The organism is Actinophytocola sp. (assembly GCF_035762905.1).
GTDB lineage: Bacteria > Actinomycetota > Actinomycetes > Mycobacteriales > Pseudonocardiaceae > DASYTH01.
The window spans coordinates 58,625-79,851 of record NZ_DASUCC010000070.1; the positions used below are offsets into that span (position 1 = coordinate 58,625).

Here is a 21,227-nt window from a genome sequence, read left to right on the forward strand (position 1 = left end):
CCGTGCTGGCCATGTGCGCCGGCCTTTCCGCCGTGCAGTTCGCGCTGAGCCGCAACTACCCGGCCGCCATCGCGTCGATCGCCGTGGCCGCCGGCCTGGACAGCCTGGACGGCCGGATCGCCCGGCTGCTGGACGCCACCAGCAAGATGGGCGCCGAGCTGGACTCGCTGTCCGACGCGATCTCGTTCGGGGTGGCGCCGGCGATCATGCTCTACGTCTGGAAGTTCCCCGGCGACCGCAGCGGCTGGGTGATCGCGCTGGTCTTCGCGGTGTGCGCGATCCTGCGCCTGGCCCGGTTCAACACCCTGCTCGACGACACCGAACAACCGCCGTACGCCAAGGAGTTCTTCGTCGGCGTACCGTCCCCGGCCGGCGGGCTGCTTGTCCTGCTTCCGCTCATCCTGTTCGTGGACTTCGGCGACGGCTGGTGGTCGAGCAAGCCGGTCGTGGTGCTGTGGACGGTCGCCGTGGCCGCGCTGATGATCAGCCGGATCCCCACGCTCTCGCTCAAGACCATCCGGGTGCCGCCGCGACTGGTCGCACCGCTGCTGGTGCTGGTCGGGCTGGTGGCCGCGGCGGTGATCACCTACCCGCTGATGTCGCTGGCCGCGGCGCTGCTGCTCTACGTCGCGCACATCCCGTACGCGGTGCGGCGCAAGCACTGGCTGGCGCACCACCCGGAGGCGTGGGACGTGCCGCCACGGGAGCGCCGGGCGATCCGCAAGGCGCACGGGCGGGTCAGCCGGCGGCTCGGCCTGCGGCCGCCGCTGCGCCGGGTGGCCGGTGCCGCCCGCCGCGCGGTGCGGCTGCCGCGCCGCGCCGGCGAGGGCGAGCCGCGGCTGCTGCTGCCCACCGATCCGTCCCGGGCCGGCCGGCCGGCGCTGCGCAGGCGCAGCTGGCGACGCACCGGCTTACGCCGCGGGCAGCCCCGGCCGGGTGATCCTCGCTAGTGCCCCATCCAGGTGGACCGGGGTGGTTATCGGCCGTCGAGAATCGTGCCGTGTCCGCCTGGACGGGGCACTAGGCTCGCCGCATGTCGCCGCAGATCACCCTGACCGCACGGCATTCGCCGTCCGCCATCGACACCCGGCGCGGGGTGGTTCGGCTGCATCCCGAGGTGTTCGACGCGCTCGGCCTACGGCAGTGGGACGCGGTGCGGCTGACCGGGGCGCGGGTGAGCTCGGCGCTCGCGGTCGCCACCGAGCACGGCGGGCCGACCGGGATCCTGCTGCTCGACGACGTGACCATGTCCAACATCGGGATCACCGAGGGCGCCGAGGTGGTGGTCGCCCCGGTCGAGGTGGCCCCGGCGCGGTCGGTGACGGTGGCCGGCTCCCGGCTGGCCAGCACCTCGCTGACCCCGGAGACGCTGCGGATGGCGTTGCTGGGCAAGGTGCTCACGGTCGCCGACGCGGTGTCGCTGCTCCCCCAGGATCTCGCGCCGCCGCCCGGCTCGGACGTCACGGCGTTGCGCGGCACGCTGTCCCGCACGATCGGGGTGAGCTGGACGACCGAGCTGCTCACCGTGACCGCCACCGACCCGAGCGGGCCGGTCTGCGTCCATCCGTCCACTGTGGTCGGCTGGCGGGACGGGGCGCGTACCGGCGAGTCGGCGGCGCCGGTCCGGCAGCCGGTCGCGGCCGGGGCGCCCGCCGGCCCGGTGACCGCCGCCGCGGCCACCGCCGCCCCCGCCACGAGCACCGCGGTCGCGGCGCCGGCCGCGGTCCCGCCGCCGCCGATCGCCGACCTGGTCGGCGCCCGGGACGCCGCCCGCCGGCTCGGCGAGTGGTTCGAGCTGACCTTCCGCCGGCCCGAACTGCTCGAGCGGCTGGGTGCCACGGCGCGGCTCGGTGTGCTGATCGTCGGACCGGAGGGCGTCGGGAAGGCCACCGTGGTCCGCTCGGTGGCCCGGGAGGCCGGCGCCGAGGTGGTCGAGCTGGCCGCGCCGACGGTCGCCGCGCTCGAGCCGAACGCCGCCGCCGCGCGGATCTCCGAGTGCGTCGCGGCGGCCGGTGACACGGCGCCGGGCGTGCTGCTGATCACCGACATCGACGCGCTGGTGCCGGCCACCAACCCGCCGCCGCTGGCCACGGTCGTGGTGGACACGCTGCGCGTCGCGGTGCGCACGCCCGGGCTGGCGATCGTGGCCACCACGGCGCACGCCGAGGCGGTGGACCCCCGGGTGCGCGGGGTGGAGCTGCTCGACCGGGAGCTTTCCCTGCCGCTGCCGGACACCCGGGTGCGCACCGACCTACTCCGGGTGCTGCTGCGGGACGCACCGATCGAGTCCGATGTGGACTTCGGGGAGATCGCCGAGCGGACCCCGGGATTCGTCACGGCGGACCTGATCGCGCTACGCCGGGAGGCCGCGGTGCGGGCGGCACTGCGCCAGCGGGAGGCCGACCAGCCGCGGATCTCCGGGGCGGATCTGCTCGGCGCGCTCGCCGTGATCCGCCCCACCTCGATGTCCACTTCGGACGCATTGCAGACCGGCGGGCTGCGGCTGGAGGACGTCGGCGACATGGTCGAGGTGAAGCAGGCGCTCACCGAGACCGTGCTGTGGCCGCTGCAGTATCCGGATTCCTTTGCCCGGCTGGGGGTTTCGCCGCCGCGCGGGGTGCTGCTGTACGGGCCGCCCGGGTGCGGCAAGACCTTCCTGGTGCGCGCGCTGGCCGGCACCGGGAAGCTGAACGTGTTGGTGGTCAAGGGCGCCGAGCTGCTGGACAAGTGGGTTGGCGAGTCCGAGCGGGCGGTGCGGGAGCTGTTCCGGCGGGCCGCAGAGGCCGCTCCCGCCATGATCTTCCTGGACGAGCTGGACGCGCTCGCCCCCCGGCGCGGGCAGTCCTCCGACTCCGGGGTGGCCGACCGCGTCGTGGCCGCGCTGCTCACCGAGCTGGACGGCGTCGAACCACTGCGCGACGTCGTCGTGCTCGGCGCCACCAACCGCCCCGAGCTGATCGACCCGGCCCTGCTCCGCCCCGGCCGCCTCGAGCGCCTGGTCTACGTCCCGCCGCCGGATGCCGCGGCCCGCACCGAGATCCTGCGCGCCGCGGCCCGGAACACCCCGCTCACCGAGGATGTCGACCTGCCCGCCCTGGCCGCCGACCTCACCGGCTACTCCGCCGCCGACTGCACCGCGTTGATTCGCGAAGCCGCCCTCACCGCCATGCGCGACGCCATGGACGCCACCACCGTCACCGCGGAGCACCTGGCCCGCGCCCGGGAAACCGTGCGCCCGTCCCTCGACCCCGGCCAGCTCGCCGCCATCGCGGCCTACGCCGAGGCGCGCCGCTGAGTCCTACTTGCCGCCGTAGTCGTTGGTGACCAGGACGATGAGGCCGGGTGGGGTGTTGACGATGCCGGGGAAGCGGGGCTCGACGCGCATGTTGAACCGGGCGCCCAACTCGCGGGCCGCGGCTTCCTCCTCGGTGCCCGGCCGGAAGTAGACCGTGGTGGTCGGGATGATGCCCTGCGAGTAGTTGCCGACGTCGGTCACGGTCCAGCCGTCGGCCCGGAAGTCCTTGGCGGCCTCGGCGGCGAGCCCGGCGACCGTGCCGTTGTTGTAGACCCGCACCGGGACGGCGCGCGGGTTGGGCGCGGGCGGTGGGGGCGGCGGCTGGCCGCCCGGTTGGGAGGCCGGCGGCGGCTGCGTGGCGGGCGGCTGGCCGGAGGTGGTCGAGCCGGGCGGCGTGGAACCGGGCGGCGAGCTGTTCGGTGCGCTGGTCTCGGTGCTCGTGCCGGTTTCGGTGGTCGTGCCGGTCTGCGGGGTCGAGGAGGGGGGCTGTGCCTGGCCGCCGCCGTCCGGGCCGTCGTCGATCAGGGAGAGCACCCCCAGCACCGCCGCCAGCACGGCGATGCCGATCAGCACCAGGCCGATCAGGCGACTTGGCCGGCTCGAGCCGGGATCGATGACGGTCACGGTCGCTCGATCCCCAGCCGCTTCGCCGCCCTGGCCCGCTGCCGGCCGGTGCGCAGTCGTCGTAATCGCTTGACCAGCATGGGATCGGCCTCCAGTGCGGCCCGTTTCTCGAGCAGCTCGTTCAGCAGCTGGTAGTACCGGGTCGGCGACACCTCGAACTCGTCGCGAATGGCCTTCTCCTTGGCCCCGGCGTGCGCCCACCACTGCCGCTCGAAGGCCAGGATCCGGCGATCGCGGTCGGTCAGCGCGGCGTCCATGAGCTCCCCGCGAATCACACGTGTGTCATTCCACGGCCATTACATCATGGCTGCGGTGGGTGTGGGTGACGGACGGGGCTCTTTCTAAGCTGTCCGACCATGGCCGTTCGACCGATCCGCATCGTGGGCGATCCCGTGCTGCACCAGCCGACCCGCAAGGTGGAGGCGTTCGACGACGAGTTGCGCACGCTGGTCGAGGACATGTTCGACACGATGGCCGCGGCGAACGGCGTCGGGCTTGCCGCCAACCAGATCGGCGTGGACCTGCGGGTCTTCGTCTACGACTGCCCCGACGACAGCCAGGACCCACCGGTGCGCCGGCACGGGCTGGTGATCAACCCGGTGCTGGAGACCTCGGACCGCCCGGAGACCATGCCGGACCCGGAGGACGACCTGGAGGGCTGCCTGTCCGTTCCGGGCGAGTCGTTCCCGACCGGGCGGGCGGACTGGGCCAGGGTGACCGGGCAGGATCTCGACGGCACGCCGCTGACCGTGGAAGGCGGCGGCTACTTCGCCCGCTGCCTGCAGCACGAGACCGACCATCTGAACGGGCTGCTCTACCTGAGCCGGCTGACCGGCCGCTGGATCAAGGAGTCCAAGCGGGCCCTCAAACGCAACGGCTGGGGCGCGCCCGGACTGTCCTGGGATCCCGCGGAGACCGCCGACCCGTTCGCTTGAGGTGAACGGATTCCGGGAAGCGCTCGCACCGGCGCACACTTGTAGTGGCTGCAACGGTGTAATTCTCGGGGCGAGGCGGTGGGCGCGATGGTGGACGAGACGGACGCCGAGTTGCTCGATGCGTACTCGCGGACGGTGAGCACGGTGGCCGCGGCGCTGACCCCGCATGTGGCCAGCGTGAGCCTGCACCGGGGCGGCGGCTCGGCGGTGGTGTTCACCGGCGAGGGCCATCTGCTGACCAACGCGCACGTGGTGGGGTCCGGGCGGGGCGGTACGGCCACGTTCTCCGACGGCGCCGAGACGACCTTCGAGGTGGTCGGTACCGATCCGCTGTCCGACCTCGCGGTGCTGCGGGTGCGCGGCGACGCGCCGCGGGCGGCCACGCTCGGCGACGCCGACCGGCTGGTGGTGGGGCAACTCGTGGTGGCCGTCGGCAGCCCGCTCGGCCTGGCCGGCTCGGTCACCGCCGGGGTGGTCAGCGCGCTCGGCCGGTCGCTGCCGGTCCGGTCCGGGCGGGCCGGGCGGGTGATCGAGAACGTGATCCAGACCGACGCGGCGCTCAACCCGGGCAACTCCGGGGGCGCGCTGGCCGACTCCGCCGGGCGGGTGGTCGGGATCAACACCGCGGTCGCCGGGTTCGGGCTGGGCCTTGCGGTACCGGTGAACCAGACCACCCGGCGGATCGTCGACACGCTGCTGGTCGAGGGCCGGGTCCGGCGGGCCTACCTCGGCATCGTCGGGATGCCGGCGCCGCTGCCCGACGACGTGGCCGAGCGCACCGGGCAGCGGGCCGGACTGCGGGTGGTCGAGGTGGTGTCCGGCGGGCCGGCGCACCGGGCCGGCCTGCGCACCGGCGACCTGGTGCTGACCGTGGCCCGCGAGCGGGTGTCCGACGCCCAGGGCATCCAGCGCCAACTCTTCGCCGAGGTGATCGGCACCGACCTGGCTGTCACCGTGCTGCGCAACGGCGCCATGGTCGACGTGTACGCCCGCCCGGTGGAGCTGACCGCGGACTGAGCAACCCGATGTGACGGAAAACCGGTGGGCGGGTTCCGGGGTGGCCGGCACCATGAACGCATGACGTGGTCCGGCCTGCTCGCCTTCCTGCTCGCCTCGCTGCTGCTCGCCATGGTGCCCGGCGTGGGCACCGCGATGCTGGTCAAGCAGTCGGTCCGGGGTGGACGGCGGGGCGCCCTGGCCACCGTGGCCGGCATGGAGGTGGGCGTCGCGGTGTGGGCGATGGCCGCCGCACTCGGTCTGTCCGTCCTGCTGGTGGCGTCCCAAGTGGCCTACGAGGTGCTGCGGATCGCCGGCGTGTGCGTGCTGCTGTGGTTCGGGGCGAAGGCGCTGTTCGGGCGGCACCGGGGCGACGGCGAGCGGCCGGAGCCGAGCACCGGATCCGGCTTCCGGGCCGGACTGCTGACCAACCTGGCCAACCCGAAGCTGGCCGTGTTCGCCATCTCGTTCCTGCCGCAGTTCGTCCCGGCCGGCAGCGCGCGCTGGGCACTTGTCCTGCTGGCCATCCTGTGGGTGGTCGTGGACACCGTGTGGTATCTGGTGATCGTCGCGCTGATCAGCAGGATCCTGGGCTGGCTCGGCCGCAGTTCGGTCAAGCGCCGGCTGGAGCGGATCTCCGGCCTAGTGCTGATCGGGCTGGGCATCCGGCTCGCGGTGGACAGCTCCTGAGTTGTTCTGCGCCCGCCAGGGCAGGTCGGGCAGGCAGGCCATCGCCGCGAACCCCTGCTGCCGGGCCAACTCCGCGTAGCGGCCGGCCAGGACGTGCCCGCGGATGCGTTGCGTCTGGGCGGTTGTCGGCAGGTCGCCGACGAACAGGAACGGCAGCGCCAGCCGCCAGCCGGTGACCACCGACCCGCGATGCCGGTGCGGCGCCCGTAACCCGGCCACCGCGACCCGCAGGGCGTGCTCGTTGGGCGTCATGGCATCCGGCAGGGCCTGGTAGTCCCACGCCCAGCGGGCCTGGTCGGCGGCGGCGCAGGCCATGCACCCGGAGTCGCCGGAGCCGAGCTGACCGCCGCACCGGCCGCACCGCAGCAGCCACAGCGCCCAGTCGGTGCAGGTCCACGGATGCCGGCCGACCTCATCGGACAGCACCTTCCGGGCCAGCCCGCCCTCCTCGTCGGTGCCCGGCCGGATCTTCTCGGACTCCAGCAGCACCTGCCAGTCGGCCCACCACAGATCGTCGATCCGCTCGGCACAGATGACACAGTCCGGGTAGCCCCGACCCACCAGCTCCCCGCAGTTCGGGCAGAACGTGACCGTGGCCGGCCGCACCACCCGCCGCCCACCCGGCGGATAGGTCTCCAACTGCGCCATTCCAGCACCGTACGCTGAAATGGTCTGTTAGTCCCCCCTGGCGTTGCCGTTGCGAACGTGACTACTCTCGGGCGCAGAACTGAACACGCGGGAGCTCGCGCCGAAAGCGGGCTGAGAGGGCGGCTGGGCCAAAGGTCCCGGTGCCGCCGACCGCCGGAACCTGACCGGGTAATGCCGGCGTAGGGAGGAACCGATGACCGCGTTGCGCGACCAATCCATTCGGCCGAGCGTGACCACCGGACCAATCACCGGCTCGCACAAGGTATACCGGGACTGCGGCGACGGGCTGCGGGTTCCGGTGCGCCGGGTGGAGCTGACCAACGGCGAGCACTTCGACCGGTACGACACCTCCGGCCCGTACACCGATCCGGACGCCGCCATCGATGTCCACAGTGGACTACCGAAGCTCCGCTCCGACTGGATCGCCGACCGTGAGCCGGTTGCCGGGGCGGTGACCCAGCTAGCGTATGCCAAGGCCGGGATCGTCACCGAGGAGATGCGGTTCTGCGCCGCCCGGGAGGGCGTCGACGCCGAGTTGGTCCGGGCCGAGGTGGCCGCCGGCCGGGCGGTGATTCCGGTCAACCGCAACCATCCGGAGTCCGAGCCGGCGATCATCGGCCGCCGGTTCCTTGTCAAGATCAACGCCAACATCGGCAACTCCGCGGTGTCCTCCTCGATCGAGGAGGAGGTGGACAAGATGGTCTGGGCCGCCCGGTGGGGCGCGGACACCGTGATGGATCTGTCCACCGGCAAGCGGATCGCCGAGACCCGGGAGTGGATCCTGCGCAACTCGCCGGTTCCGGTCGGCACGGTACCGATCTATCAGGCCCTGGAACGGGTCGGCGGCGACCCGGCCCGGCTGTCCTGGGAGGTGTACCGGGACACCGTGATCGAGCAGTGCGAGCAGGGCGTGGACTACATGACCGTGCACGCCGGGGTGCTCCTGCGGTACATCCCGTTGACCGCCAACCGAATCACCGGCATCGTCTCTCGCGGCGGGTCGATCATGGCCGCCTGGTGCCTTGCCCACCACCGGGAAAGCTTCCTCTACACGCACTTCGCCGAGCTGTGCGAGATCCTGCGCGGCTACGACGTGACCTTCTCGCTCGGCGACGGGTTGCGCCCGGGCTGCATCGCCGACGCCAACGACGCGGCCCAGTTCGCCGAGCTGCGCACGCTCGGCGAGCTCACCCGGATCGCCCGCGACCACGACGTGCAGGTGATGATCGAAGGGCCCGGACACGTGCCGATGCACAAGATCGCCGAGAACGTCCGGCTGTGCGACGAACTGTGCGGCGAGGCACCGTTCTATACCCTCGGTCCACTTGCGACGGACGTGGCGCCGGCCTACGACCACATCACCTCGGCGATCGGTGCCGCGCAGATCGGCTGGGCCGGCACCGCGATGCTGTGCTACGTCACGCCGAAGGAGCATCTCGGCCTGCCGGATCGGGCGGACGTGAAAACCGGCGTGATCACCTACAAGATCGCCGCGCACGCGGCCGACCTGGCCAAGGGCCACCCGCACGCGCAGGACTGGGACGATGCGCTGTCCCGGGCCCGGTTCGAGTTTCGCTGGGTGGACCAGTTCAACCTCTCGCTCGACCCGGACACTGCGCGGTCCTTCCACGACGAGACGCTGCCGGCCGAGCCGGCCAAGACGGCGCACTTCTGCTCCATGTGCGGTCCGAAGTTCTGCTCCATGAAGATCACCCAGGACGTCCGCCGGTACGCCGAGGAGCACGGCATGTCCGACGCCGACGCGCTTTCCGCCGGGATGCGGGAGATGGCCGAGGAGTTCCACCGGCACGGCGACCGGGTGTACCTGCCGGTGGTGGACCGATGACCGCCACCCCGCCCCGCGTGCTGACCATCGCCGGCTCGGACTCCGGCGGCGGCGCCGGGTTGCAGGCCGACCTGCGCACGTTCTTCGCCTGCGGGGTGCACGGGATGACCGCGGTGACCGCGGTGACGGTGCAGAACTCGCTGAAGGTCAGCGCGGTCACCGAGATCCCGGCCGAGGTGGTGGCCGCCCAGATCGAGACCGTGGCCGGCGACATCGGCGTGCAGGCCGCGAAGACCGGGATGCTGGCCAACGCCGACATCATCGCCGCGGTGGCCAGGGCGTGCGACCGGGTCGGGATCGGGCGGGACCGGCGGATCCCGTTCGTGGTCGACCCGGTGGCGGCGTCGATGCACGGCGATCCGTTGCTGCGCGACGACGCGCTGGCGGCACTGCGCGGCGAGCTGTTCCCGAGGGCCACCCTGGTCACCCCGAACCTGGACGAGGTCCGGCTGCTGACCGGAATCGTCGTGCGGGACCACGCCGACCAGCGGGACGCCGCCGTGGCCCTGATCGGGCAGGGTGCGCGGTGGGCGCTGGTCAAGGGCGGGCACATGCACGAGGACCGGCAATGCATGGATCTGCTCTACGACGGGACCGAGTTCACCGAGCTGCCGGCGGCGCGGGTGGACACCCCGCACACCCACGGCGGCGGCGACACCATGGCTTCGGCCATCACCGCCGCGCTGGCCAGGGGAATGGACGTGCCGGCCGCCGTCCGGTTCGGCAAGCGGTTCGTCACCCGGTCCGTGCGCGCCGCCTACCCGCTCGGCGCCGGAGTCGGGCCGGTGTCGCCCTTCTGGCGGCTGGCGCCGGAAGATCCTGAACAATCGGGCCCGTGACGCAACGCCAACGCATTCGAGAGTTCGTCGAGCACAAGCGCTTCCAGCAGTTCATCATCACCGTGATCATCTTCAACGCGATCACGCTCGGCCTTGAGACATCGCCGAAGCTGGTCGCGGAGGCCGGCACCTTCCTGCACGCCGCCGACCGGCTCGCGCTCGGCATCTTCGTGGTGGAGCTGGCGTTGCGGCTCTACGCCTACGGGTGGAAGTTCTTCGCCGACCCGTGGAGCGTGTTCGACTTCGTGATCGTCTCGATCTCACTGATCCCGGCCACCGGCCCGTTCTCGGTGCTGCGGGCGCTGCGCGTGTTGCGGGTGCTGCGGCTGTTGTCGATGGTGCCGGCGATGCGCCGGGTGGTCTCCGCGCTGCTGGCCGCGGTGCCCGGGATGGCCTCGATCGGGCTGCTGCTCGGGCTGGTGCTGTACGTGGCCGGGGTGATGGCCACCAAGCTGTTCTCGCACATCGCACCGGAGTACTTCGGCGATCTCGGCACCACGCTGTTCACCCTGTTCCAGACGATGACCGGGGAGGCGTGGCCGGACATCGCGCGCGCCGTGATGGCGGAAGCGCCGATGGCGTGGATCTTCTTCGTGGTCTACATCCTGGTGTCCACGTTCGCGGTGCTGAACCTGTTCATCGCGGTGGTCGTCGGTGGCATGGAGCGCGGGGTGACCGACGAGATGGCCGCCGCCGAGGAGCGGCACGCGGCCGACCAGGCGGCCTCGGACAAGCTGCTGCTCGAGGAGATGCGCGCGCTGCGGGCCGAGATGGCCGCGCTGCGCGCCGAGCACGCGCCGGATCCCCGGTAACCGGGGCGCGGTTCAGCGCGGTGGGCTGGATGCCTTGGCCCAGAAGCGTTGCGGGATCCGGCCGGCGAGGCGGGCCAGGCGGCCGGCGACGACGGCGTTACGCATCGCGGCGGCCATGCGTTCCGGGTCGGTGGCGCGGGTGACCGCGGTGGCCAGCAGCACGGCGGCGCAGCCGAGCTCCATCGCCTGCGCGGCCTCGGACGCGGTGCCGATGCCGGCGTCCAGCACGATCGGGACACCGGCCCTGGCCACGATCAGCTCGATGTTGTGCGGGTTGCGGATGCCGAGGCCGGTCCCGATCGGCGAGCCGAGCGGCATCACCGCGGCGCAGCCGGCCTCCTCGAGGCGTAACGCGAGCACCGGGTCGTCGTTGGTGTAGGCGAGCACGGTGAAGCCGTCGGCTACCAGCGTGCCGGCCGCGTCCAGCAGTTCGACCGGGTCGGGCAGCAGGGTCCGGTCGTCGGCGACCACCTCGAGCTTGATCCACGACGTGCCCAGCGCCTCGCGGGCCAGCCGGGCGGTGAGCACCGCCTCGGCCGCGGTGTGGCAGCCCGCGGTGTTCGGCAGCGGGTCGATGCCCAGCCGGCGCAGCAGGTCAAGCAGCCCGGTGCCGCCGGCAAGGTCCACCCGCCGGATCGCCACCGTGGTCAGCTGCGTGCCGGCGGCGACCAGCGCCCGCTCCAGCACGGTCAGGTTCCCGGCGCCGCCGGTTCCCATGATCAGCCGGGACGAGTACTCCCGGCCGGCGATGATCAGCGGGTCGTCCATGTCAACCTCCCTGTACCGCGGTGACCACCTCGATCACCGCGCCGTCCGGCACCGGGGTGCCGGCGTGGCCGGTGCGCGGCACCACCTCACCGTCCAGCGCCACCGCGACACCGGTGACCGGCATGCCCAGCTCGGCGAGCAGCCCGGCCACCGTGGTGCCGTCCGGCAGCGTCCGGCGCTCCCCGTTGACCCGTACCTCGATCACGTCGTTCCCTCCGTCCGGAACCGCGCCGCCGGGTGCGTCCCACCCTCGACCAGGGCGAGCACGGCGTCCGCGGTGATCGGCGCAAGCAGCAGGCCGTTGCGGTGATGGCCGGTGGCCACCAGCACGCCCGGCTCGACCTCGCCGATCAGCGGCAGGTTGTCCCGGCTGCCGGCGCGCAGCCCGGCCGCGCACTCGGTCAGCGCGTACTCGCCGATCCCGGGCAGGATCCGCTCGGCGCCCTCGAGCAGGTCGCGCACGCCCCGCACGGTCACCTCGGTGTCGAACCCGGCCTCGTACTGGGTGGCGCCGAGCACCAGCTCGCCGCCGGACCGGGGCACCAGGTAGACCGGGCGCGACTCGACCACCGCCCGGATCGTGTGCCGGGGCGGGGGCAGCGCTCCCGGCCGGGCGCGCAGCCGCAGGATCTCCCCCTTCACCGGACGGACCAGCCCGGCGAGCGCCGGATGCAGCGCCCCGCTCCACGCTCCGGCGGCCACCACCGCCGTCGAACAGTCCACAATGGATCCATCGGTCAGTACCACGGCACCGCCGCGCACCGCGGACGCGGCCGCCGCGATGAACTCGACCTTGCGGTCCCGGGCCGCCTTCCGCAGGGCCCGCAACAGCTCCCGGTTGTCCACCGCGAGATCGCCGGGCACCAGTAGTCCACTTCGGACACCCGGTCCGACGCCGGGCTCGAGCGCGCGCAGCTCCCGGCCGGACAGCCGGCGAACCGGCCGGCCGAGCCCGGACAGGTGATCCGCCAGCGTGTCCAACTCGGCCGCGTCGGTCGCGTCCAGCGCGGCCACCAGCGTTCCCTCGGTGCGCAGCCCGGGATCGGCCGCCTCGGCCCGCAGCCGGTCGGCGAACGCCGGCCAGCACTCCAGCGAGGCGGAACCGATCTCGAGCAGACCCTCCTCGCCCGGCCCGGCCTCGGCCACCGGCGCCAGCATTCCGCCGGCCACCCAGGACGCCCCGGTGCCCGGTGCCGGGTCGACGACCGTGACCGGATGTCCGGCGCGGGCCAGGCGCCAGGCCACGGACAGCCCGATGACCCCGGCACCCACCACTGCGATCCGTTTGCTCATCATCACGCTCCCTGCGCCGGCATGACCCGGATCAGGTTCGACGGTCGGGATCGGCGGATCCCCTCTCAGCCCGGCGCTTCGGGCTCCCGTGCGGACCAACCGCCACGGTAGCGCATAGCGTGACGGGCATGCCGGGACTGGATGGTGCGCAGATCAGGCGGCGGCTGGCGGACGCGCGGCTCTACCTGTGCACGCCGAACCGCCCGGACCTGGCCGAGCTGGTGGACGCCGCGCTGGCCGGCGGGGTGGACATCGTCCAGCTGCGGGACAAGGGTCTTGAGGCCGGACCGGAGCTGGCGGCGCTGGCGGTGCTGGCCGAGGTGTGTGCCCGGCACGGCGCGCTGCTGGCGGTGAACGACCGGGCCGACGTGGCGCTCGCCGCCGGGGCCGATGTGCTGCATCTGGGGCAGGACGATCTGCCGGTCGGCTGGGCCCGCCGGATCGCCGGCGACGACCTGGTGATCGGCCGGTCCAGCCACGATCCCGGCCAGGCCGCGGTGGCCGCGACCGAGCCGGGCGTGGACTACTTCTGCACCGGCCCGTGCTGGCCGACACCCACCAAGCCGGGCCGCCCGGCACCCGGGTTGGACCTGGTCCGGACCACCGCTGCGGCCGGGCCGAGTCGGCCGTGGTTCGCCATCGGCGGGATCGACGCGGCGCGGCTGCCCGGAGTGCTGGCCGCGGGCGCGCGCCGGGTCGTGGTGGTCCGAGCGATCACCGAGGCCGACGACCCACGGGCGGCGGCCGAACAGCTGGCCGGGCTGCTGCGTTCACCGTGAGCGCCGGAGCGAACCATCAAATACAGTGCGGCGGACGAGCCGGCAGGGTTCGGCTCGTCCGCCGCGTGTCCTGGGGGGAGTTCAGGACACTTGGGTGTTACTGCTCGTCTATCCGGTGATCAGAGTCAGGCCGTAGGCGGACAGCGCCTCGCGGACCGGCTGGTGGAACGTGATGCCACCGGAGGTGCAGTTGCCGGAGCCACCGGAGGTGATGCCCTGGGCCTGCACGCGGGTCGCACCGTTGGGGGAGACGTAGGCGCCGCCGGAGTCGCCGGGCTGCGCGCACACGGTGGTGCGGGTCAGGCCGCCGACGATGTCGCCGCCGCCGTAGTTCACGGTCTGGTTGTTGGCCTGGACGACGCCGCAGCGCCAGCCGGTGGTCGAGCCCGAGCGGCAGATGCTCGAGCCGATCGCGGCCGGGGTCGAGCCGGCGACGGTCACGTCGGAACCGGAGGAGTACCGGTCGACCAGCGAGGTCTGCACGGCGGCCGTCGAGGTGATCCGGATCCGCGCGTAGTCGTTGGTGGGGAAGGAGAAGTTCGCGACCGGGCCGATCGTCCCGCCGGAACCGGTCCAGGTGCCGCCGAGCTCACCGCAGTGCCCGGCGGTGAGGATGTAGCGGGTGCTGCCGGCGTTGCCGCTGAAGGCGAGCGAGCAGCGCGCGCCGCCACCGTTGATCGCCTGGCCGCCGATCAGGTTCCAGAACGTCTGGGGTTTGGCGGCGACGTGCTCTACCCGCACGTCCTTGCCGGCGGCCCAGGCCAGGCCGGCGGCGTCGTTGCCGACGACCTCGACCACGACGGAGTTCGACTTCGCGTCGACGTACCAGCCGGCCACCGTGTCCGGCACCGATGCCGTGGCGGCATCCAGCGTCGCCTGGACCGCGCTGAGTTGGGCGGCGCTGCGGGCCATCAGCTTTGCGGTCGCGCCGGTGGCGGTGATCGCCTGCAGTTGGGACGCGTCGGTGGTGGCGACGGTCAGCTTGCCGGTCGTGCTGTCGAACCAGGATCCGGCGTAGCTGCCGGCCAGCCGCGCGGTCAGGGCGGCTTCGGTGACGACGGCGCGGTTCTCCTGGCCGATCCGGGCCAGCGCGGCGTCGGCGCTCAGCCCGAGGTCGGCCTGCATGGCGTCGAACATCGCCGAGGACTGCGGCGCAGCCATGGCGGGTACGGACATGGACGTGGCCAGTCCGACTGCCAGCAGAGCGGCACCCGCAAAGCGGGCAACACTCGTTCGATTCATTTCTGTCTCCCTCGATGGGTTGCAGGGCCCGGCAACGGGGGAATGTGGTGTCCGCCCGCGCACGGGTGTAGAGGGACCACGAAGCGCCACCCTTTTGGGTGACCCTCCAACGGATGAACCTAGGCGGTAGTCGAGCCGTTACGGAAGGGTCCGAACGGGGGGAACAGTTGTCATATTTCACCCGATTCGACTACTTCTCGTGATCATCGGATCTTTGATCGTCCCTGTTCCGGGGCGCACTGGTCACCACGGGTGACATAGATCCGGCTGATGCACACTGTGCTATGTGCGACTCGTGACCATCGATGACATCCGCCTTGCCGCCCGCACGATCGAGCCGGTCGCCGTCCGGACGCCGCTGCTGCCCTGCCCGTGGGCCGACCCGGACCGCCCGCTGTGGCTCAAGCCGGAAAACCTGCAACCGATCGGCGCGTTCAAGATCCGCGGTGCCTACCACGCGATCGCCCGGCTGCCCGCCGACGCCAGGGCCCGGGGCGTGGTGGCCTACTCCAGCGGCAACCACGCCCAGGCCGTGGCCTACGCGGCCCGGGCCTTCGGGGTGCCGGCGGTGATCGTGATCGAGGACACCGCGCCGGAGATCAAGGTGACGGCCACCCGCGCGCACGGCGCCGAAGTGGTCCAGGTGCCGCTGCCCGACCGGGAGTCCGCCGCGGCCGAGATCGGCCGGGAGCGCGGGCTCGCGCTGATCCCGCCGTTCGACCATCCGGACGTGATCGCCGGCCAGGGCACCATCGGGCTGGAGATCGTCGCCGACCTGCCGGACGTCGACGTGGTCCTGGTCCCGGTCAGCGGCGGCGGCCTGATCTCCGGCATCGCCGGCGCGGTCAAGGCACTGCGCCCGCAGGCCGCCGTGATCGGCGTGGAACCGGTGCTCGCCGCCGACACCGCCGAGGGCCTTGCCGCAGGCGAACGCGTGCACTGGGCGCCCGCCGACCGGGCCCGCACCATGGCCGACGGCCTGCGCGCCGAGCCGTCCGAGCTGACCTTCGCCCACCTGCGCAAGCTGGTGGACGGCATCGTCACGGTCACCGAGGACGAGTTGCTCGCCGCGGTCGCCCACCTGGCCCGCACCGCCCGCCTGATCGCCGAACCCAGCGGCGCCGCCAGCACGGCGGCCTACCTGAACCACGCGGCCGACTTCCCGCCCGGCCGCACGGTCGCCGTGGTCTCCGGCGGCAACATCGACCCGGCCGTCCTCACCCGGGCACTGGCCGGCTGATCAGCTCGACGCGGTGCCCACCCGGTGGGTGGGCTCGACGTGCGTCGGCGGGCCTTCGACGCCGCAGTGGAAGCAGTCACCGGGCCGGGGATGGTCGGGCACCGGTTCGGTGGGCGGCACGGCCAGGACGTCATTGCGGATGCCGAGGGCGAGCACGCCGCCGAGGGCGCACATGGCGGCGCAGACGATCATGGCGGTGCGGAACCCGGCGGTGAGCGCGGCGGGGTCCATGTAGGCGGTGCCGGACAGGCCGGCGACGGCGGGCAGCACGGCGACCGCAAGCAGGCCGCCGGTCCGGGCGATCGCGTTGTTCACGCCGGAGGCGATCCCGGCGTGCCGGTCCTCGGCGGCGGCAAGCACAGCCGCGGTGACCGGGGCGACCACGCAGGCCAGGCCGAGGCCGAACACCACAACGGCGGGCAGCACGTCGGCCAGGTACGACGACCCGGGCCCGATCCTGGTCAGCAGCAGCATGCCGGTCGCGATCACGAACGGGCCGATCACCAGGAACCAACGCGGCCCGTACCGCTGGGCGAGCTGGCCGGACCGGGCCGAGAGCAGCAGCAGGATCAGGGTGATCGGCAGTCCGGCCACCCCGGCCGCGATCGGCGAGTAGCCCAGCGACACCTGAAGCTGCATCACGAACAGCATCATCACGCCGCCCAGCGCCGCGTAGACCACGAAGGTCAGCGCGTTGGCCAGGGTGAACGTGCGGTCGGCGAACATGTCCGGCGGGACGAGCGGATCACGGCGCAGCCGCTGCAGCACCACGAACGCGGCCAGCGCGAGCACCCCGACCAGCCCGGTCGCCAGCAGCACCGGATCGTCCGCGCCGCGCACCGGCAGCTCCACCAGCGCGTAGGTCAGCCCGGCGAGGCCGAGCGCGGCCAGCGCGGAGTCGAACACGTCCGGATGGGTGCCGGCCAGCTGCTCGTCCCGGGACTCCGGCAGGTACCGCCCGGCGAGCCACACGCACAGCGCGGCCAGCGGCAGGTTGATCAGGAACGCCAGCCGCCAGGACCAGACCTGCACCACCAGGCCGCCGAGCAGCGGCCCGATCGCCCCGGCGATCCCGCCCAGCCCGGACCAGGCGCCGATCGCCCGCGCCCGGTCCGCACGCACGAACGACGACTGGATGATCGCCAGCGAGCCCGGGGTGAGCAGCGCGCCGCCGATCCCCTGCAGCACCCGGGCGGCGACCAGTTGACCGGTGCTCTGCGCCGCCCCGCACAGCACCGAGGCCAGGCCGAACCACACCACGCCGATCACGAACACCCGGCGCCGGCCGTACCGGTCGCCGAGCGAGCCGGCGATCAGGATCAGCGCGGCCAGCGACAGCATGTAGCCGTCCAGCATCCACTGCAGGTCGGCCACCGAGGCGCTCAGATCCCGGCCGATCTGCGGCAGCGCGACGTTGATGATCGTGCTGTCCAGGAACGCCATCCCGGACCCGAGGATCGTGGTGGCCAGCACCCCGCGTGCCGCGGCGGTCCCCCACCGGACCTCGCCCGCCGCCGCGGGGACAGGGCCCGATGACGCACTCATAGCGGCAACTCGCAAGCTCGCAGCCGCCTGACCCGCCCGCCTCGCAAGCTCGGCGGCCGGGCAGTGCCCGATGGTTCGCTCGCGGGCTCGCTCATAGCGGCAACTCGCAAGCTCGCAGCCGCCTGACCCGCCCGCCTCGCAAGCTCGGCGGCCGGGCAGTGCCCGTTGGTTCGCTCGCGGGCTCGCTCACGGCCTGTTCAGCGTCGCCACGAACTTGTAGCGATCCCCCCGGTACACCGAGCGCACCCATTCCACCGGGCGGCCCTCGGTGTCGAAGGTCTGCCGGGACAGCAGCAGCATCGGCATTCCCACGTCCGCGCCGAGCAGCTCCGCCTCGTGCGGACCGGCAAGCGCGGTCTCGATGGTCTCCTCCGCGTGCCCCATCTCCACGTCGAACCGCTCGCGCAGCACCTGATACAGGGACACCCCGCTGGTGACGAACCGGCGCAGCCCGCGGAACCGGCCGAGCGGCAGGTGCGTGGTCTCGATGGCCATCGGCTCGCCGTCGGCCAGCCGCAACCGCTGCAGCCGCAGCACCTTGGCGGTGGGCCGGATGCCCAGCAGCCGGGACAGCTCCGGCTCGGCCGGCACCTCGGACACGTCGAGCAGCTTGGACGACGGCTCGCGGCCCTGCGCCCGCATGTCCTCGGTGTAGGAGGACAGCTGCAGCCGCTGGGCCATCTTCGGCTCCGCGGCGAACGTGCCCTTGCCCTGCACGCGCAGCAGCCGACCCTCGACGGTCAGCTCGGCAAGGGCCTGCCGCACGGTCGTGCGGGACACGTCGAACTGCGCGGCCAGCGAGCGCTCGGTGGGAATCGGCGACCCGGGCGGCAGCGAGCCGAGCACCTCGAGCAGGTGACGCTTGAGGCCCCAGTACTTCGGCTCCCGCTGCACCCGGGCAATCACGTCGTGCGCGTCGCTCGCCGGCGTATCGAGCATTGCTCCTCCTCGAACCGTCCCAGGTACAGAATGCCTGTCATCGGCGACAGAAGCGATCACGCCGCACCCATATCGTCACATGTGTGCCGGAACGCCCCGGGTAATATTGGTCTAGACCTGGAGATCTGCCAAGGAGGACGCTCGATGAACCCAGCCGCGCTGGCCCCCGGCGCGCGGATGCGGGCCGAGATCGCCGCCCAACCGGCGGTGTTCGACGCCGTGCTCGGCCGCCGGGCGGAGTTCGCGGGCGTCGCCGCGGCGATCGGCCGGCGCCGGCCCCGGTTCGCGCTGCTGGCCGCGCGCGGCTCGAGCGACCACGCCGCGCTCTACGCCAAGTACCTGATCGAGATCCTGCTCCGGCTGCCCGCCGGGCTCGCCTCGCCGTCCACCACCACGCTCTACGGCGTCGAGCCGGACCTGGCCGATGTGCTGTTCCTGACCGTCAGCCAGAGCGGCGGCTCGCCCGACCTGGTGGAGGCGACCCAGGCCGCCCGCCGGTGCGGCGCGCTCACCGTCGCGGTCACCAACAACCCGGAATCCCCGCTCGCCTCGGTGGCCGAACTGGCCGTCGGGATCGGTGCCGGCGAGGAGCTGGCGGTGGCCGCCACCAAGACCTACACCGCCAGCCTGCTCACCCTCTACCTGCTGGTGGACGCGGTGCGCGACGGCACAGGTGCGGCCGCGGCCGGCATCGGTGACCTGGCCGAGCAGACCCTGGCCGGCTCGGCCGGACCGGTGCGCGAGGCCGCCGACCGGTACCGGTTCGTCGAGCGGATCGTCACCACCGGCCGCGGCTACTCCTCGGCCACCGCCGCGGAGGCGGCACTCAAGCTGGCCGAGACCAGCTACCTGGCCGCCCGGGCGTACAGCGGCGCGGACCTGCTGCACGGTCCGGTGGCCGCGATCGACGCCGAGACGGGGGTGCTGGCGGTGGCCAGCGCCGGCCCCGGCGGCGCCGCCATGCGGGACGTGGTGGCCGCGGTCCGGGAGCGCGGCGCGGACGTGCTCGCCGTCGGCTCGGCCGCGGCGGAGGTGACCACCGGCCCGCGGATCGACGTGCCGCGCACCGCCGACGAGGTGGCCCCGGTCCTTGAGGTCCTTCCGCTGCAACAACTCGCCCTCGAGCTGGCGTTGGCCCGCGGCGGCGATCCGGATCGGCCACGCGGGTTGAACAAAGTCACCCGCACCCGCTGACTCCTCCCTACACTCCCTCCATGCGCCGGACCTCGTTCGCCAGGTGGCCGTGCTCCATCGCGAGGACCATGGACCTGCTTGGTGATCAATGGACGTTGCTCGTGCTGCGCGAGGCCTTCTATGGGGTGAGCAGGTTCGACAAGTTCCAGCTGTCGCTGGGGATCGCCCGCAACACGCTGACCGAGCGGCTGGACCGGCTGGTCGGCGCGGGGTTGTTGAACCGGGTTCGCTACCAGGAACGCCCGGCCCGGTACGAGTACGTGCTCAGCGAGATGGGCCGGGACTTCTTCCCGGCGCTGGCCGCGATCATGCGGTGGGGCGACCAGTGGCTGGGTGACGGCTCGCCGCCGCCGGTCACGTTGCTGCACAACGGCTGCGGGCACACCACGCACGCCGAGGTGCATTGCGCGCACTGCCAGGGAAAGCTGACCAGCGAGCAGGTCACGATCGAGACCGCGCGGTGACCGGCGAGAGCGTCGTCGGGGTGGACATCGGTGCCACGTCGACCAGGGCGGTGGCCGTCGCGCCGGACGGATCGGTGCTGGGGCGCGGAACATCGGCCGGCGCCAACCCGAACTCGCACCCGCCGGAGCTGGCCGGCAAGCGGGTGGCCGAGGCGGTCGCCGCCGCGCTGGGGGCCGCGGATCCGGGCGGTGTCAGGCATTGCGTGCTCGGACTGGCCGGCGTCAGCAAACTGTCCGATCCGGACATCGGCGCGGTGTTCGAGGACAACCTGCACCGGGTCGGCCTGGACTGCCCGGTCACCGCGGTGTCCGACGCCGAGGCGGCCTACGCGTCGGCGACCGCGGAACCGGACGGCACCGTGCTGGTCGGCGGCACCGGTTCGATCGCGGTGCGGATCGTGGCCCGCCGCCAGGCGTTCGTGGTCGGCGGATACGGCTGGCTGCTCGGCGACGACGGCTCGGCGTTCTGGATCGGCCGCGAGGCGGTGCGCGCCACCCTGGACGCCGTTCGGGCCGGACCGGACATCGGCCCGCTGGCCGCCGCGGTGCTGACCGAGGCGCTGGGCACCGACGCGGTCACCGAGCCGCACGACTGGCGTTCGGGCACCGACTCCCGGCTGATCACCGCGGCCAACGCCGAACCGCCGATCCGGCTGGCCCGGTTCGCCACGCTGGTCAGCGCGCACGCGGCCACCGACCCGCGGGCCGCGCGGATCGTCGCGGCCGCCGCCGGGCACCTGACCGACCAGGCGCTGCGGGCCCGCTCCCCCGGCGCGCACACCCCGGTCGTGCTGGTCGGAAGCGTTGTCGGACCGGGAAGTCCGGTTGGCGAGACGGTCCGCACCCGACTCGTCGAGCACACCGGCGACCCGGTGCTGTTCGCCACCGACGCCGCGGCCGGCGCCGCCTGGCTCGCGGCCCTCAAGGTCCTCGGCACTGTTCCGCCTTTCCGGGATTAACTGCTGTTGTTGCGTTTCAGCCGATGGTGCGGTTAGCGGATTGATTGTGGCTGGGTTGCGTCACGGTGCCCCTGAGGTCGCGTTGGTCGGTCCAAGACTTTCCACGGTGATCCAGGAAG

22 protein-coding genes and 1 riboswitch are annotated in these 21,227 nt (G+C 72.8%); of the genes, 13 read left to right on the top strand and 9 right to left on the bottom strand.

The features are described 5' to 3' along the window. Positions 1-11 precede the first annotated feature (11 nt). Both pssA and VFV67_RS13790 read left to right on the top strand, forming a co-directional pair. Positions 12-950 (top strand): CDP-diacylglycerol--serine O-phosphatidyltransferase, encoded by a 939-nt coding sequence (gene pssA, locus VFV67_RS13785; RefSeq protein WP_414636248.1) that lies wholly within the window; start codon positions 12-14, stop codon positions 948-950. Positions 951-1,033: 83 nt separating this feature from the next. After that, a complete protein-coding gene (locus VFV67_RS13790) occupies positions 1,034-3,295 on the top strand; it encodes an AAA family ATPase (RefSeq protein WP_326470168.1) in 2,262 nt (753 codons plus the stop codon). A 3-nt stretch (positions 3,296-3,298) separates the two neighbouring features. On the opposite strand, the gene VFV67_RS13795 is transcribed toward VFV67_RS13790, so the two are convergent. Both VFV67_RS13795 and VFV67_RS13800 read right to left on the bottom strand, forming a co-directional pair. Then, positions 3,299-3,919, bottom strand: coding sequence for a LytR C-terminal domain-containing protein (locus VFV67_RS13795; protein WP_326470170.1), 621 nt, complete (start codon positions 3,917-3,919; stop codon positions 3,299-3,301). After that, positions 3,916-4,176: a DUF3263 domain-containing protein gene (locus VFV67_RS13800; RefSeq protein ID WP_326470171.1), complete on the bottom strand. Its 261-nt coding sequence runs from the start codon at positions 4,174-4,176 to the stop codon at positions 3,916-3,918. Before VFV67_RS13800 ends, VFV67_RS13795 begins: the two co-directional genes overlap by 4 nt. A 99-nt stretch (positions 4,177-4,275) precedes the next feature. On the opposite strand from VFV67_RS13800, the gene VFV67_RS13805 reads away from it, so the two are divergent. From VFV67_RS13805 to VFV67_RS13815, 3 genes are all read left to right on the top strand, one after another. Next, positions 4,276-4,854 (top strand): peptide deformylase, encoded by a 579-nt coding sequence (locus VFV67_RS13805; protein WP_326470172.1) that lies wholly within the window; start codon positions 4,276-4,278, stop codon positions 4,852-4,854. A gap of 87 nt (positions 4,855-4,941) precedes the next feature. After that, on the top strand, positions 4,942-5,871 hold the full coding sequence (locus VFV67_RS13810; RefSeq protein WP_326470173.1) for a S1C family serine protease: 930 nt from the start codon (positions 4,942-4,944) through the stop codon (positions 5,869-5,871). Positions 5,872-5,931: 60 nt separating this feature from the next. Continuing rightward, positions 5,932-6,540 (top strand): LysE family translocator, encoded by a 609-nt coding sequence (locus VFV67_RS13815; protein ID WP_326470174.1) that lies wholly within the window; start codon positions 5,932-5,934, stop codon positions 6,538-6,540. Here the strand turns inward: VFV67_RS13815 and VFV67_RS13820 are convergent. Further along, positions 6,493-7,188 (bottom strand): hypothetical protein, encoded by a 696-nt coding sequence (locus VFV67_RS13820; RefSeq protein WP_326470175.1) that lies wholly within the window; start codon positions 7,186-7,188, stop codon positions 6,493-6,495. The genes VFV67_RS13815 and VFV67_RS13820 overlap by 48 nt on opposite strands. Before the next feature lie 193 nt (positions 7,189-7,381). On the opposite strand from VFV67_RS13820, the gene thiC reads away from it, so the two are divergent. The 3 genes from thiC to VFV67_RS13835 are packed head-to-tail and all read left to right on the top strand — an operon-like array spanning position 7,382 to position 10,685. Further along, positions 7,382-9,034 (top strand): phosphomethylpyrimidine synthase ThiC, encoded by a 1,653-nt coding sequence (gene thiC / locus VFV67_RS13825; protein WP_326470177.1) that lies wholly within the window; start codon positions 7,382-7,384, stop codon positions 9,032-9,034. Further along, complete coding sequence (gene thiD / locus VFV67_RS13830) at positions 9,031-9,873, top strand: bifunctional hydroxymethylpyrimidine kinase/phosphomethylpyrimidine kinase (protein WP_326470179.1); 843 nt, start codon at positions 9,031-9,033, stop codon at positions 9,871-9,873. Before thiC ends, thiD begins: the two co-directional genes overlap by 4 nt. Further along, positions 9,870-10,685 carry an ion transporter gene (locus VFV67_RS13835; RefSeq protein ID WP_326470180.1) on the top strand — a complete coding sequence of 272 codons (816 nt, stop codon included), beginning with the start codon at positions 9,870-9,872 and terminating at the stop codon, positions 10,683-10,685. The genes thiD and VFV67_RS13835 overlap by 4 nt, the downstream gene beginning before the upstream one ends. A gap of 12 nt (positions 10,686-10,697) precedes the next feature. Here VFV67_RS13835 and VFV67_RS13840 read toward each other — a convergent pair whose 3' ends face one another. From VFV67_RS13840 to thiO, 3 genes are all read right to left on the bottom strand, one after another. Then, positions 10,698-11,453, bottom strand: a complete 756-nt coding sequence (locus tag VFV67_RS13840) for a thiazole synthase (RefSeq protein ID WP_326470181.1) — start codon at positions 11,451-11,453, stop codon at positions 10,698-10,700. Position 11,454: 1 nt separating this feature from the next. Next, the gene (gene thiS / locus VFV67_RS13845; RefSeq protein ID WP_414636245.1) at positions 11,455-11,658 is read right to left on the bottom strand and encodes a sulfur carrier protein ThiS; all 204 of its coding nucleotides are present in this window, start codon (positions 11,656-11,658) and stop codon (positions 11,455-11,457) included. Then, a complete protein-coding gene (gene thiO / locus VFV67_RS13850; RefSeq protein WP_326470183.1) occupies positions 11,655-12,749 on the bottom strand; it encodes a glycine oxidase ThiO in 1,095 nt (364 codons plus the stop codon). The genes thiS and thiO overlap by 4 nt, the downstream gene beginning before the upstream one ends. Then, positions 12,738-12,846: riboswitch (TPP riboswitch) on the bottom strand. It overlaps the preceding gene by 12 nt. 28 nt (positions 12,847-12,874) lie before the next feature. On the opposite strand from thiO, the gene thiE reads away from it, so the two are divergent. Next, positions 12,875-13,525 (top strand): thiamine phosphate synthase, encoded by a 651-nt coding sequence (gene thiE, locus VFV67_RS13855; protein ID WP_326470184.1) that lies wholly within the window; start codon positions 12,875-12,877, stop codon positions 13,523-13,525. 108 nt (positions 13,526-13,633) lie between these two features. Here the strand turns inward: thiE and VFV67_RS13860 are convergent, their stop codons facing one another. Continuing rightward, positions 13,634-14,686, bottom strand: a complete 1,053-nt coding sequence (locus tag VFV67_RS13860; protein WP_326470185.1) for a S1 family peptidase — start codon at positions 14,684-14,686, stop codon at positions 13,634-13,636. Between the two features lie 367 nt (positions 14,687-15,053). Here VFV67_RS13860 and VFV67_RS13865 point away from each other — a divergent pair, with 367 nt between their 5' ends. Next, on the top strand, positions 15,054-16,007 hold the full coding sequence (locus VFV67_RS13865; protein ID WP_326470186.1) for a threonine/serine dehydratase: 954 nt from the start codon (positions 15,054-15,056) through the stop codon (positions 16,005-16,007). Here the strand turns inward: VFV67_RS13865 and VFV67_RS13870 are convergent, their stop codons facing one another. Continuing rightward, a complete protein-coding gene (locus VFV67_RS13870) occupies positions 16,008-17,552 on the bottom strand; it encodes an MFS transporter (RefSeq protein ID WP_326470187.1) in 1,545 nt (514 codons plus the stop codon). It abuts the gene before it with no gap. Between the two features lie 186 nt (positions 17,553-17,738). After that, positions 17,739-18,491 carry a GntR family transcriptional regulator gene (locus tag VFV67_RS13875; RefSeq protein ID WP_326470188.1) on the bottom strand — a complete coding sequence of 251 codons (753 nt, stop codon included), beginning with the start codon at positions 18,489-18,491 and terminating at the stop codon, positions 17,739-17,741. A gap of 144 nt (positions 18,492-18,635) precedes the next feature. On the opposite strand from VFV67_RS13875, the gene VFV67_RS13880 reads away from it, so the two are divergent. From VFV67_RS13880 to VFV67_RS13890, 3 genes are read left to right on the top strand one after another with little or no spacing between them, the layout of a single operon-like run. Then, the gene (locus VFV67_RS13880; RefSeq protein ID WP_326470190.1) at positions 18,636-19,685 is read left to right on the top strand and encodes an SIS domain-containing protein; all 1,050 of its coding nucleotides are present in this window, start codon (positions 18,636-18,638) and stop codon (positions 19,683-19,685) included. Positions 19,686-19,705: 20 nt separating this feature from the next. Further along, entirely contained in the window at positions 19,706-20,149 is a 444-nt protein-coding gene (locus VFV67_RS13885) for a helix-turn-helix domain-containing protein (protein ID WP_326470191.1), read from the top strand. Continuing rightward, entirely contained in the window at positions 20,146-21,108 is a 963-nt protein-coding gene (locus VFV67_RS13890; RefSeq protein WP_326470192.1) for an N-acetylglucosamine kinase, read from the top strand. Before VFV67_RS13885 ends, VFV67_RS13890 begins: the two co-directional genes overlap by 4 nt. Positions 21,109-21,227: the final 119 nt, after the last annotated feature.

What these genes read in the sequence shown, in the direction of transcription:
- thiC (WP_326470177.1), top strand. Translation starts at nt 7,382, where the DNA reads ATGACCGCGTTGCGCGACCAATCCATTCGGCCGAGCGTGACCACCGGA.
- thiO (WP_326470183.1), bottom strand. Translation starts at nt 12,749, where the DNA reads ATGATGAGCAAACGGATCGCAGTGGTGGGTGCCGGGGTCATCGGGCTG.
- VFV67_RS13860 (WP_326470185.1), bottom strand. Translation starts at nt 14,686, where the DNA reads ATGGCTGCGCCGCAGTCCTCGGCGATGTTCGACGCCATGCAGGCCGAC.
- VFV67_RS13815 (WP_326470174.1), top strand. Translation starts at nt 5,932, where the DNA reads ATGACGTGGTCCGGCCTGCTCGCCTTCCTGCTCGCCTCGCTGCTGCTC.
- VFV67_RS13790 (WP_326470168.1), top strand. Translation starts at nt 1,034, where the DNA reads ATGTCGCCGCAGATCACCCTGACCGCACGGCATTCGCCGTCCGCCATC.
- VFV67_RS13875 (WP_326470188.1), bottom strand. Translation starts at nt 18,491, where the DNA reads ATGCTCGATACGCCGGCGAGCGACGCGCACGACGTGATTGCCCGGGTG.
- thiE (WP_326470184.1), top strand. Translation starts at nt 12,875, where the DNA reads ATGCCGGGACTGGATGGTGCGCAGATCAGGCGGCGGCTGGCGGACGCG.
- VFV67_RS13810 (WP_326470173.1), top strand. Translation starts at nt 4,942, where the DNA reads ATGGTGGACGAGACGGACGCCGAGTTGCTCGATGCGTACTCGCGGACG.
- VFV67_RS13885 (WP_326470191.1), top strand. Translation starts at nt 19,706, where the DNA reads ATGCGCCGGACCTCGTTCGCCAGGTGGCCGTGCTCCATCGCGAGGACC.
- VFV67_RS13840 (WP_326470181.1), bottom strand. Translation starts at nt 11,453, where the DNA reads ATGGACGACCCGCTGATCATCGCCGGCCGGGAGTACTCGTCCCGGCTG.
- VFV67_RS13805 (WP_326470172.1), top strand. Translation starts at nt 4,276, where the DNA reads ATGGCCGTTCGACCGATCCGCATCGTGGGCGATCCCGTGCTGCACCAG.
- VFV67_RS13870 (WP_326470187.1), bottom strand. Translation starts at nt 17,552, where the DNA reads ATGAGTGCGTCATCGGGCCCTGTCCCCGCGGCGGCGGGCGAGGTCCGG.
- VFV67_RS13820 (WP_326470175.1), bottom strand. Translation starts at nt 7,188, where the DNA reads ATGGCGCAGTTGGAGACCTATCCGCCGGGTGGGCGGCGGGTGGTGCGG.
- pssA (WP_414636248.1), top strand. Translation starts at nt 12, where the DNA reads ATGTGCGCCGGCCTTTCCGCCGTGCAGTTCGCGCTGAGCCGCAACTAC.
- VFV67_RS13800 (WP_326470171.1), bottom strand. Translation starts at nt 4,176, where the DNA reads ATGGACGCCGCGCTGACCGACCGCGATCGCCGGATCCTGGCCTTCGAG.
- thiD (WP_326470179.1), top strand. Translation starts at nt 9,031, where the DNA reads ATGACCGCCACCCCGCCCCGCGTGCTGACCATCGCCGGCTCGGACTCC.
- VFV67_RS13880 (WP_326470190.1), top strand. Translation starts at nt 18,636, where the DNA reads ATGAACCCAGCCGCGCTGGCCCCCGGCGCGCGGATGCGGGCCGAGATC.